The 12,167-nt window shown below is 62.8% G+C and carries 10 protein-coding genes; 3 read left to right on the top strand and 7 right to left on the bottom strand.

What is annotated here, in order from left to right; translation table 11 throughout:
- Positions 1-24: 24 nt before the first annotated feature.
- Both DKT77_RS10200 and rpoN read left to right on the top strand, forming a co-directional pair.
- Positions 25-1,488 (top strand): flagellin N-terminal helical domain-containing protein, encoded by a 1,464-nt coding sequence (locus DKT77_RS10200; RefSeq protein WP_109811608.1) that lies wholly within the window; start codon positions 25-27, stop codon positions 1,486-1,488.
- Between the two features lie 187 nt (positions 1,489-1,675).
- Positions 1,676-3,025 (top strand): RNA polymerase factor sigma-54, encoded by a 1,350-nt coding sequence (rpoN, locus tag DKT77_RS10195; protein WP_109811607.1) that lies wholly within the window; start codon positions 1,676-1,678, stop codon positions 3,023-3,025.
- 97 nt (positions 3,026-3,122) lie between these two features.
- On the opposite strand, the gene DKT77_RS10190 is transcribed toward rpoN, so the two are convergent.
- Complete coding sequence (locus tag DKT77_RS10190; protein WP_109811606.1) at positions 3,123-3,884, bottom strand: PDZ domain-containing protein; 762 nt, start codon at positions 3,882-3,884, stop codon at positions 3,123-3,125.
- 7 nt (positions 3,885-3,891) lie between these two features.
- Positions 3,892-4,584: a hypothetical protein gene (locus tag DKT77_RS10185; protein WP_109811605.1), complete on the bottom strand. Its 693-nt coding sequence runs from the start codon at positions 4,582-4,584 to the stop codon at positions 3,892-3,894.
- A 173-nt stretch (positions 4,585-4,757) separates the two neighbouring features.
- On the opposite strand from DKT77_RS10185, the gene DKT77_RS10180 reads away from it, so the two are divergent.
- The gene (locus DKT77_RS10180; protein ID WP_109811604.1) at positions 4,758-5,309 is read left to right on the top strand and encodes a DEAD/DEAH box helicase family protein; all 552 of its coding nucleotides are present in this window, start codon (positions 4,758-4,760) and stop codon (positions 5,307-5,309) included.
- A gap of 45 nt (positions 5,310-5,354) precedes the next feature.
- Here the strand turns inward: DKT77_RS10180 and DKT77_RS10175 are convergent, their stop codons facing one another.
- From DKT77_RS10175 to DKT77_RS21515, 5 genes are all read right to left on the bottom strand, one after another.
- Positions 5,355-7,301, bottom strand: coding sequence for a PAS domain-containing hybrid sensor histidine kinase/response regulator (locus tag DKT77_RS10175; protein ID WP_238547791.1), 1,947 nt, complete (start codon positions 7,299-7,301; stop codon positions 5,355-5,357).
- A gap of 28 nt (positions 7,302-7,329) precedes the next feature.
- The gene (locus tag DKT77_RS10170; protein ID WP_238547790.1) at positions 7,330-7,827 is read right to left on the bottom strand and encodes a methanogen output domain 1-containing protein; all 498 of its coding nucleotides are present in this window, start codon (positions 7,825-7,827) and stop codon (positions 7,330-7,332) included.
- A 460-nt stretch (positions 7,828-8,287) separates the two neighbouring features.
- Positions 8,288-11,056: an ATP-binding protein gene (locus DKT77_RS10165; RefSeq protein ID WP_109811601.1), complete on the bottom strand. Its 2,769-nt coding sequence runs from the start codon at positions 11,054-11,056 to the stop codon at positions 8,288-8,290.
- 5 nt (positions 11,057-11,061) lie between these two features.
- Positions 11,062-11,580 carry a putative pterin-binding protein gene (locus DKT77_RS10160; protein WP_146204991.1) on the bottom strand — a complete coding sequence of 173 codons (519 nt, stop codon included), beginning with the start codon at positions 11,578-11,580 and terminating at the stop codon, positions 11,062-11,064.
- Between the two features lie 447 nt (positions 11,581-12,027).
- A partial coding sequence (locus DKT77_RS21515; RefSeq protein ID WP_146204958.1) for an integrase core domain-containing protein occupies positions 12,028-12,167 on the bottom strand: 140 nt, incomplete at its 5' end.

The following is a 12,167-nucleotide window of genomic DNA, read 5'->3' as shown; positions in this document are numbered from 1 at the left end:
GCCCTTACTCAAAAGGAGACGACCATGACCACCATCAACACGAACATCGGTGCTATCCAGGCGCAGTCGAACATGACCCGCGTCAACAACGATTTCAATCAGGCGATGTCGCGCCTTTCGTCGGGCATGCGGATCAACGCTGCCAAGGACGATGCCGCCGGCATGGCCATCGCGGAAAAGATGACCAGCCAGATCAAGGGTCTGAACCAGGCAGTCCGCAACGCCACCGACGGCAAGAGCCTGGTGGACACCACCGAAGGCGCGCACGTCGAAGTTTCGAACATGCTGCAGCGCCTGCGTGAACTCGCTGTCCAGTCGTCGAACGACACGAACACTGCGGCGAACCGGAACAACCTGTCGGCGGAAGGCAAGCAGCTGATCGCCGAAATCAACTCGGTCGCCGAAAACACCACCTTCAACGGCATGAAGGTTCTCGACGGCAGCTTCTCGGGCATGCAACTCCAGATCGGCGCCGACAAGGGCCAGACGCTGGAAGTGAACGTCGAAAGCGCTGCTGCGACCGACATCGGCGCCAACACCGTGCAGAGCACCGTCAGCATCACTGACGGCACCGACTCCGCCATCGCTGCGGGTACCACCATCACGCTGACCGGTTATGCCGGTAGTGACACGGTCACGACGACGGCGGGTCAGTCGGCCAAGAGCCTGGCGGACGAGGTGAACAAGGTTTCGGCCGGCACCGGGATCGAGGCGACCGCAATCACCAAGGCGCAGCTGTCGGGCTTCACCCTGAACGACAGCGTGAGCTTCGACATCGGCACCGCAACGGGCGAGACGGTGAACATCGGTACCGTCAGCATCACCGACGCGAACGACGTGCGCGGCCTGCGTGACGCGATCAACGCAGTTTCGGGTCAGACCGGCATCACCGCCGCCATGGCCGAGAACGACAACAGCGCGATCGTGCTGACCGACGCGAACGGTGACGACATCATTCTGGAAAACGCGACGTCCAGCACGACCGACTTCACCGTGACCGCGCTGACGGCAGACGGCACCGCGAACGGCACGCTGGCCGTTGGCCAGACGACCGCGAACTCGGCCGTGACGGGCGAGGTCGAGATGTCCTCGACCAAGGCGTTCACCGTGGCCACCGACGTTGCCGCCGCAACCGAACACTTCGGCACTGCAGCCAACGGCTCCAGCCTGGAAACGGTTGCAGCAATCGACCTGTCCACCGCCGATGGTGCGGCCGACGCGATCAAGGTGATCGACTACGCACTGCAGAAGATTTCGCAGTCCCGGTCCGACCTCGGTGCCGTGTCCAACCGTCTCGACAGCACGATCTCCAACCTGACCAACATCACGGTCAACGTGGAATCGGCCCGCTCGGGCGTCATGGATGCCGATTTCGCCAAGGAATCGAGCGCGCTGGCCCGCGGCCAGATCCTGTCCCAGGCGGCGACCGCGATGCTGGCGCAGGCCAACAGCTCGCAGCAGAACGTCATGTCGCTGCTCCGCGGCTGACGGTATTCTGACAGTCGAAAAACGAACCCCGGCGCGATGGCGCCGGGGTTTCTATTTATTAATAGTATTTTAGGGGTTCTTTGTCGTCTGGGGCAACAACCGATCAGGCTGTCAATTAGATTGTTTGCGAGAATCGTGCCAATTTCAGAATGTCCTCGCGTAATCACGCGCATTTGAGGACAGCCCCATGCAACTCCAGACTTCGCAGCACTTCGGCCAGCGCCAGTCCCTGGTCGTGACGGCCCAGCTTCAACGCGCGATCTGCCTGTTGCAGATGACGAACACCGACCTTCAGGGCTTCATCGAGAAGGAGGCCGAGGAAAACCCGTTCCTCGACATGAAGGTGCGCGAAAAGCTGACCCCTGAAGCGCGGCGGGAACTGGCAGCGTCCGGACCATCGGGCGGTGTGAAGGCGCCCGCATCCGATTTCGATTTCCTCGAAATGCGCGTCGCGGCGCGACCGCCATCGCTTTATGCGCACGTGTCCGACCAGTTCAACGTGATGTTCCCCGACCCGCGCGAGCGCGCGATGGCCGAGGTGTTTCTTGAAGCACTGGAACCCAGCGGCTGGCTGGGTGACGAGCTCGATCTTCTGGCGCAGCGCGCGGGTCTGGATCCGGAGGCTGCGGACGCCTTCCTTGCCCGTGTGCAGCAGGTCGAACCGGCCGGGCTGTTTGCCCGATCGCTGGCTGAATGCCTGGAGCTTCAGGCGCGCGACAAGGGCTGGCTGAGCGCCGAATTCGCGGCGCTGCTGGCCAATCTCGACAAGCTCGCGGCGGCGGATCTGAAGGGCCTGTCTCGGGCCTGCTCCTGCACGCCCGAAACGCTGCGCACACAGATGAAGCGGCTGCGCAGCCTCGATCCGAAACCGGGCGCACAGTTCGACGCGCCAACCGACAATCAACGCAGCCCGGACCTGATCGTGCGCAAGAGCGCAGAGGGATGGCTGGTAGATCTGAACCGGTCCACCCTTCCGACCGTGGTGATCGACGATGCGTCGGCGCGGCAGATGAACCGGACCGAGGCGCGCGAGTTTGTCAGCGACCGGCTGTCTTCGGCCCGCTGGCTGCGCCGCGCCATCGAGCACCGCAACAAGACCAGCCTTCAGATCGGGGCCGAGATCGCACGCCGCCAGACCGCGTTCCTGGAACACGGGCCCGCGCATATCCGTCCGATGATCCTGCGCGACGTTGCCGAAGCGGTGGGCGTGCACGAAAGCACGGTCAGCCGGGTTACGTCAGGGCTGATGATGGCGACGCCGCAGGGCACGTTCCCGCTCAAAACGTTCTTCTCGGCGGCGCTGGGGACAAGCGACGACGACGCGAACGGCTCTGCTGCCGCGGTGCGTCACCGCATCCAGCAGCTTGTACGCGACGAACCCGCCGACGCCCCGCTGAGCGATGATGCAATCGCCCGGATCATCACGTCCGAGGGCACGGAACTTGCGCGCCGGACAGTGGCGAAGTACCGGGACATGCTGAAGATCAAGTCGTCCTTCCAACGCCGCCGCGAAGCTCTTCTGAACGGTGCAGCCTGACGCGCGCCGGACCCGCGCGCGGTTTGCGGCGGGTCCGGGTTTCCCTTGCCAGGTTAGGGTACAAGGACGGGGCAGGGCCGGGGCGAGCGCCGTCCGATCAGCCGGGCGTCGCTTCGGGCACGGCGTCTTCATCGGTGCGGGCGGGCCGCACGGAATAAACGAAACGCGCCTTGGGATCGAATGCGGTGTAGGCTTGGTGTGCGCCCCGCTCATGTGCCGCCGCGACGATGGCCTGCGGCCGGAAACCGGACGCGATCCTGTCGGCCCGGAACAGTGCGGGCCCGGCCCTCCAGATGTAGATCGAGGCCAGAACGTGCATCAGCGTCGTCATGATCCATCCGGTCGGAATCGCCACCAAGACCACGGCCAGCATCACCGCCATCGGCGCCCAGAGCCGCATTTGCGCCAGCCAGACCGGCGCGGCCAGCAGCGCAAGCAGCGAGTTGCGCAGCGGTTGCAGGTCATAGAACCCGTCGGCGTTGCGATAGACTTCCCAGTTGCACATGTGGTCGGGATAGAGCCGACCGGACTGTTCCCGTTCGATCTGCCGCAGCACATCCGGTTCGGGGGCAAGCGGCACCCACCGGCCCAGGTCGGGGCGGCTGGCAAGCACGTTGAAGCACCCAGTGCCACGATGGAAGGTCAGCGCGCGGGTCTTGGTACCGGCCTTGCCGAACCGGGCGCGCAGATGCGCCTCGGACGGGCCGACCGCTATCCCGTTCACGGCAGTCAGAAGATCGCCGGGCCTGAGCCCCAGCGCTGCCCCGTGCGGCCCGGGCGCGTCGAGGCTCAGGAAGGCGGTACCGTCTTCGTCGGCCGGTTGCGGTCTGTCTTTCTGGCGGCTGGATATGTCCGTCATGGAAACCTCACGGGAAGCTGAACGGGTTCGGTTCGGGCGCGGGCGCCCGGCGTTTGGTGGGCGTGCTGCCCGATGTGCGGGTTGGGGCCGGTTTCGGCGCGGGTTCGGCCGCCGGGGCGGTGCGCGCGGCGCTGCTCGCCGCTTCGGCGCTACCGGTCAGACCCGCTGCCACGAGCTTTGTCATCGCCGCCTCCAGATCGGTGATGAGAGCGAGGACCTGATCGGTCTGCGCCTGCAGCGCGCCATCCAGCCCCGCCTGTACCTGCGGCGGGATGACCTCGATCAGGCGCGCTTCCTGCGCGGCCATCTCGTCTGTCAGCACCGCGCCGAGCGCCGGTTCCAGTTCGTTCAGCCGATCCACGGCGGCGATCAGCGCGTCGGTCCGGTCCAGCGCCGTGTCGAGGCGGGTCATGTTCTCGGTAAAGACCGCCAGTGCCTCGATCTGGGTGGCGGTGGCGGTGCGCAGGTTGGCCAGCGTCTGAAAATAGATCAGCGCGCCCATCACCAGCATCACCACGGCGGCCCCCAGTGCGGCCGTGACACTGCGCATCACGAAGGTGCGCAGCAGTTCGAGCCGGGTGGAGGTCCGTTCGAGGCTGGTTTGAAGCGGCCCCATCTCGGCGGCGGCGTCGTTGGCGGCTTCCGCCGCCTCAAGCGCTATGTTGATGGTTTCTTCCAGAACTTTCGCCTTGGCGGTCATCGCGCACTCCTGCCGGCAACGGGGCCTTCGATATGCCGAAGGTCTTTGCATGAACCGTGCCATTTCCCGCGAAGCTTTTTTTGCCGCTTCGCGGGCTGCGCTGTCACATCTTCCTAAAGACCTGCGGCGCGGCGCCGTTGAAGACTTGAACAGTTTAGAAAAAGGGCCAGCCCATGTTGCAGGAACGCGCGACCATTTCCGACACGCCGCTTCCCACGGAAGCACAAGATATCCCTGTCCCGGCTGCGTTCGCGAGCATCCGGCTGGGCGACACGCAGTACACTGTCGGCGAGGATGTCGAGGGTGGCCTGCACTTTACCGCCGCCGCGGGGGGCAATTGGAAGGCGCTGACACACACGCTGGAGGACGGTTGGCACGATATCGGGGCCGAGATCCTGGTCGCCACGCGGGATGCGCTGCACGACTACCTGCGGATGCACCTGATCCGCCTGACGCAGGGCAGCCTTGCGGAGGCGCCGCAGCGTTTCGACATAATGGGGTTCGAATGGGAGCTGCGCCGCGATGAGGACGGCACCGTTGCGATCCGTCTGCCGCTGCACGACTGGCGGGCGGTGAAGGTGACAGGCACGTTCGACACGGACCGGGAATTCGCCATCGCCGCGTTCGCGGCGGCTCGCCCGGACCTGAGCAAGAGCATGGCCGAAGACGTGCTGTCCTGGGCCAAGCGGCTGGCGGCCGGCGCTGTGGTGATGCCCGTGATGTGAGACCTTGGCGGTGGGCGGCGCGGGCCGCCTGCCCCGACAGGCGCTTCAGGTCTTGTCGACCCTGCGCCCGGAGATCCCTTTTGGATCTTCCTTCTGCGTCCCCTTCGGTTCAAGAGCACGCAGGATTTCAAGCAACTGCTGTTTGCGGATCGGCTTTTCCAGCACACCGTTCATGTCCGCCTCGCGGCACTGAGCCTCGGTATCCTCGGACAAGTTGGCCGTCACGCCGATGATGAAAAGGTCGCCGCGCGCCGTCAGTTTGCGGATTTCGCGCACTGCGTCGAAGCCCGACATCGTGGGCATGTGAAGATCCATGAGCACGAGGTCCGGGCGCTTTTCCACCGCCATTGTCAGGCCTTCGGATCCGTCTCGCGCCTCGAATACCTCCATTCCCAGCTTCGTCAGCGTCTTGCCGAGGATCTCGCGATTGAGATCCTGATCGTCGACCACCAGCACCGACAAAGGCTGGGGCGCGTCGCCCGTGTCCTTGCGGTTGGCCTTCGGCACGGCCAAATTGCGGCGCGGCGCGCTTTCCTGCCGGAAGGATACCCGGAAGCGCGTGCCGCGCCCGAGTTCGGACGACACGTCAATCCGGCCTTCCAGTTCGTCCACAGCGCGTTTCACGATGGCAAGGCCAAGACCGGCCCCTTCGCGGATGTTCTCGTATTGTGCGCCGGTTTCGAATGTGTCGAAGATGTTGCTCAGGCGGTTGGGTTCGATGCCGCAGCCGTTATCCTCCACCTGCAATTCGAAGCTGGACCGACCGATTGACGGCGTTTCGGAAAGCGACACAGTCACCTCGCCCCCCGGCGCGAACTTCACGGCGTTCGACAGCAGGTTCTGGACGATCCGGAAGATCAATGGCGGGTAGCCCATCACCCGCTGGTCGCGCGGACCGCTGTGCGAGAACAGGATGCGTGTGCCGCGTTTCCACGCGATCGGGTCGATCTGCCGGATCACGTCCTGAACCACGTTGGCGAGCACGTATTCGGCTTTGGGCCCCAGTTCATGGCGATTTTCGGTCCGCACGATTTCGAGGACATTGGATACCTGGTCCAGCGCGTTCTCGGCAGACAGTTCGATCATCGCGATCAGTTTCGCCTGTTCTTCACTCAGGGTGTCGTCCGCGGACAGAAGTTCGGCGGTGGCGATGATCGCCGAAATCGGCGTGCGCATCTCATGTGACAGCACCCCAAGGAACCGGGTTCGGGCGCGTTCCCCGGCCTCGGCCCTGAGGCAGGCCTTTTCCAGAACTTCGGCACGCGCCGAGGCTTCCGCGAAGCGCCGTGTTTCCGACAGGTCGCGCAGTACCATCAGCACCACGTCCTGCCCGGCGGCGTCGGCGCGGGTCAGGTTGATCTCGACCGGGTGCAGCGTGGCATCCTCGCCCGCGACGGTCGCTTCGAACGTCAGATTGCGGATCGACGACAGCCAGGATTTCAAAGACCCGCTGCGTTCCATCTTCTCCTGCATCACGCCAAGATCGATCACGTCCGTCAGGCATTGCCCCACGATGGACTTGTCGAAGTGCGACAGAAGCCGTTTGAGCGATGGGTTGGCACGAAGGAAGTAGCCCGTGCCGCTGATCAGCGCAACGCCATCTGACATGTGTTCGAACATCAGCCGGGCTTCGTGTTCCGAACGGATCCGGCGGGCGATCTCGCTTTCGATCTGGTGCATCCGCCGGGTGAGTTCCGCAAAGCGCGTGCTGTCGCCTTCGGGGAGCATGCGCAAAAGTACCGCGCCGGTGCCATCAGGCATCGTCATCCGGCCCACAGTACACTTGACCGTGTTCGCCGAGTCCAGAAGCGCCAGCCGGGCAGGGACGGGGGTTGTCGTGCGTAGCCCCCGCTGGATCAGTTCCAGCCCGACCTTGTCCTGAAGCGACGCCATGATGCACGCGAAGCGCGGGGTTTCGCGGAATGGCCGGTTGGCGAAAAGCGGCATCCCTTCGCGGGTCAGCACCACCACCGGGCTGAAATCAAGCTCCAAGGCTTGTTGCAGAGTTGGGTCCAACCCTTCAGGCATCCGGGAAATACTCGCGACCCGGCGCGTTTGAGTGGCGCAGATGCACGATCACGCGGCATCCGGCGTCGCCGCGGGCAATGGCCTTTTCCACCTGCACCTTCGCGTAGCCGTTGGAATCGGCAACGATGGTGCCGAACACGTTCGATGTCATCATGCACAGCGAAGGGCGCCCGCGGACCTTTTCACCGAAAGGGCAGCGCGCGTTGACCAGCACGATCTTGTCTTCATCCACCGATTCGACAGAAAAGTCCCCGTCGAGCCGCGCCTTGAGATCGACAAGGATGCCCGGAACATCGGCAATCGGGATGCGCGATGTGTTCGCACGTTCCTTGTACATTGCGTTTATAGCGTCGCCGAGGCGGGCGCCGACGACGGTGATGTAGCCTTCAGCCTGACTCAGCCCGACTACATCTTCCAAGGTGCCGGACAGTGTCCTCAACATCTGGCGAAAGAAGGTATCTCGATCAAGCGGGATATCTTTCTCGACCATTTTCATACCACCTGGTTATGGAATTGCCGGAAAAGGCAGCGTTCCGAGCTGCATTTTGCCTTGCTTACAGGTTTCGTGCTACACGACATGCGGGTGTTTTACAATTGTGTACCCGCCGAGAGCAGGGAATTCGGGAAAGTATTTTTCCTGTAGAGACGGGCTTTTGGAGGCCAGTCGCTGACCCTGGCGGGCTCCGTGGACGAGTGGCAAGATCCGTTTCGCGCTTTGCCGCGGTCCGGGTTCATTTGACGGCACCCTGCGCAGTGGTCTGTTCCCGTTCCCCTGTCCGGCCGTTCTCTCGGCACGTGACGTACTGCCCGCTGGCACGCCGAAAACGGCGAACCCTGTCCACCCAAGTTTAGGCGGAATTTCCGGCGTTTCGAAGAAAGACTTCGTCTAGGTGACGCAATCAAATGTATGGCTGCGGGTGTTCGGTCGGCGGGTTGGATTGCCCGCCCGTTCAGGCATCTATTGCTGCCTTGAGCGCGCTCTTGACGCTCCCGAGCGAGGTTTCTGCTGCTTTCAGCATGTTCGACGGGTCGGAGTCCGAGCGGCCGCGGATCGCGTCCTCGAGTTGGCACAGCGTCCGGTGCAGCTTCGGTGCGCCGATCATCGCCGCAACGCCTGCCGACTTGTGAACCATTTGCGCGACTTCGGTGCAGTCTGCATCGCCCGGTGCGTAACGGCGCGCGCAGGCGAGGCTTTCGGTCACTTCGCCGAGGCATTCGTCAATCCGGCGTTGCAGTTCTTCTTCGTCAAGCAGTTCGGCGAGCATGGAAAACACACCCATGTCGATTTCGTCGCCGGTCGCCTGGGCCGCCGGTTCGGCCACCGTGGTCGGCTCTGGTTCCGCGGCAGTTGCGGGTACCGACGCCGCAGAGGCACCATTGCTGGGCTCCGCCGCGTCCGGTCGTCTTCCGCAGGATGCGCCGCCGACCGGCAGCCGCATCGTGAGCAGGCAGATCTCGTTGTTCAACTGGCCTTCGCTGACGGGCTTGGGCAGCACGTTGTCCATTCCGGCGCGGACGAAGCGGGCCTGTTCCTCGATCAGTGCATTTGCCGTAACCGCCGTGATCCGTGCGTCGGCCGACGGCCCGCCCTCGGTCCGAATGGCGCGGGTCGCCTGGACGCCGTCCTTCACCGGCATACTGATATCCATCAGGATCAGGTCGTATTTCCGTTCCGATGCCTTCGAGACGGCTTCCACCCCATCCTTGGCATAGTCCGGTTCATAGCCAAGCCCCACAAGCATCTTGCCAAGCAGTCGACGATTGAGTTCGTAATCGTCCACCACGAGGATCGCGAGAGGGCTGGCATTGAATACCTCACACGTCTTGCAGGCGTCGAAGGCTTCGCTGAACGGCATCTTTCGCGTGACGTTCGAGTCTTCGGTGGTGACCGGCGCGACCGGGATCTCGAAGGTGAAGCTGCTCCCGACGCCGGGCGCGCTGACCAGGTCCATCTTTCCGCCCATTGCGCTGATCGCGCGGTAGGCAATCCCAAGACCCAGCCCGACCCCGTTCGCGCGGCGGTTGTAACCCTGATCCAAAGCTTCGAAATCTTCGAAGATCCTGTCCTGGTCGTCCTGGTGAATACCGATTCCGGTATCGTCCACGCTGACGACCAAGAAGACGGACCCGTCGGGTTCGTCGCGCAAGGTCAGTTCGACCCGCACCGTGCCGTTCTCTGTGAACTTGACCGCGTTCTGGGCGATGTTGCGGAAGGCGCGCCGGAATGTCATCGGCAGGACCTTGCAGGTGAACCCTTCGGGCAGGTCGCTGTCGAACTCTATCACGGTGTTGCGTTCGCGTGCGACGACCTCCAGTCCCTGGAGAGTGGCGAAGACGATCTGCGTAGGCTCGACAACGCCCGGTTCTTCTTTCTTGTCGCCGTCTTCGCGGGACGTGCGCTCCAGCACGTCGTCCACCTGCTGCAACGCGTCGCGTGTGGAGTTCCGCGCGATCTTGAGCATCTCCTCGGCGTCGCCCGCCGCGTCCTCGATCTGAATGAGATCCAGTGCCGTGATAGCGCAATGCAGCGGCGTGCGCATTTCGTGCCCCATCATGGACAGGAAACGCGTTTTCACGTCCGCGTTGCGCAGCGCCTCGTCACGGGCCGCGCGCAGTTCGGTTTCCGCAGCGATCGCTTCGGTCACGTCGCGGATGAAGATGATGAAGACAGTTTCGTCCGATGCGTGGTTGATGTCCTGGGTGACAGTCACTTCGGCCGAGAACGTGCCGCCGAACGAGTTGCGGATGGTGCGGGGCAGGCGGGTCTTGTCCTCGCCCTTGCCGGACATCGTGTAAAGCCATGACACCAGCGACGGGGACAGTTCGTCCATACCGTCGTCGTCCGGGTCGGGTTCGTGGAGCATCAGGTAATCGCACAGATCTCTGTCGGAACAGTGCTCCGTGCCGATCCGGAACAGGGCGCGGGCCGTTTCGTTCACCTTGACGGGCTGGCCTAGCGCGTTGCACACGACGATGCCGTCATGGCTGGCGCTGACCACCTTGTCGAGGCTGGACCGCAGACGCGATTGCAGCGACAGTTCGTCCTGCAGGCGGATTTCGGCCATGAAGGACAGGAACGCCGCAACCGACAGCACGAAGAACATGCTGATTGCCACCGCCACGAAATAGCGCAGCAGTTCCTCCTGACCTTTCCGTTGCTCTGCCGCGTTCGCGACCATGAAATGCAGGGTATTGAGTGAGAAGTTCTTGATGACCGGTTCGATTTCGCTGAGCATTCTTGAAATGTCGGCGAGCCGCGCAGGGTCCGGACTGTCAGTCGAGTCGACCAGTTCGGTTAGCGGAACGAGGTGATCGCTGATCTGCTCCAGCTGGCCTTCCAGTTCCAGCGACCGGTCGTTGCCGTCGCGAACGAACATGTCGCGCCGGGAATGAAGCGTGTCGACGCGGCTGTAATAGATGTCAAACGCGCGCTTGGCGGCGTTGAAGGCATCCTCGCGTGCAGTGGCATCTTCCGTCAGCTCGGCGACGGTCAGTGCCGTTTGAAGCCGCTGGGCATCGACGGCCAGCTGCGAGACGAACCAGGTCCGGTTGTCCTGCGTATGAATGTCCACGCCGTCATTGGCCCGTGAGGTCACCAGAAAGGCGGTGAAGACGAGAACACCCAGCCCCATCAGAAGCAGACAGGCCAGCAGGAACAGCTTCCCCGTCCATTGCTGGCGGCTGATGATGTCGTGTTCGGTGTTGAATACGCGCTCCACCAGCGTCAGCCTTCACCGTCTATGCGCTGCAACTGCCAGACACTGACATTGTAGAGCTGTGCATTTTGTAAAGGGGTGAAGCGATCGAAAGGAAATACGATCCACAGCGGCCCTTTTCTGCGCGGCCCGAATCTTTTCCCGTTGATGCGTGTCGCAATGATTGGATAGTTGTCGTTCACCAGTTCGGGCGGCACTACTGCCGCATAGCCGTCAAGCCCGTGCGCAACTATGGCTTCGTCCGCCAGCCCGTTCTCGACCAGAAGTCCGCGCAGTGACGGCCCCGAAAAAACAAGCGCCTCGTCTTCGAAGATCGTTAAGGTTGTGAACGTGATCTGCGGGCGCCGTTCAAGGTCGGCGAGCGAATAGCCCGTTTCTCCAACAACTAATGCATACTCCAAGTCTTGACCGAAAAGCTGGACAGGAAGCATAGTAAGGCATGCAACGCACAGAGCGCCCACAATGCGGCGGGCGCGGGTCAGGCCTTCCAGGAGGCCGACAGGTGAGAATGGTGCCTTGACGTGCATGACACGCTCGCTGAGGGGTTATGCTGGATTGCGCTGAGGGTACAGCCGTTGACTGCGTGGTCAAATATAGACATCGGTAGAATCCGCTGTCTTTCGTATGGGTTTTCTAACAATTTTTCCCGCACCGCCGTTACGATGCAACCTGCGGGCTCTAAACGTGAGCGATTGCAGGTTCGCATATTCCCGCAGTGGGCGAAACGCATCTTACGCATAGGCTTTGCTGCGAATCTCCATGCCCCTGTGATCTTCGGCACAGCCGTACAATCGCAGGTTGCTGCATTGGCCCCCGTTTCGTCTGGACATTTGGGCATGACCAAAAAGGCGAAGGCACATGCCTGAGCGCGTTCCTATGCCTGAAATTGAGATCATCACCGATGGCGGCCGTCGGCAACGTCGGCGTGCTGCCGGTGAGGTGCTCCCCATTCCCTGGACAGGATCTGGCGCTTTTTAAGCTCTAATCTGCTCCTGCTGATCGGGTTGGGTTGCTTCGATTTCCAGCGAGTAGACCACCGCTGGTGGTTGTCCGCCAAGGGCCTTGTGCGGGCGGCGGTGATTGTAGAATTCCATCCATTGCCGAACACCGGCGC

Origin of the sequence: Meridianimarinicoccus roseus, from assembly GCF_003172915.1 — a bacterium.
Lineage (GTDB): Bacteria > Pseudomonadota > Alphaproteobacteria > Rhodobacterales > Rhodobacteraceae > Meridianimarinicoccus > Meridianimarinicoccus roseus.
This window is presented reverse-complemented; position numbering and strand designations above follow the sequence as displayed.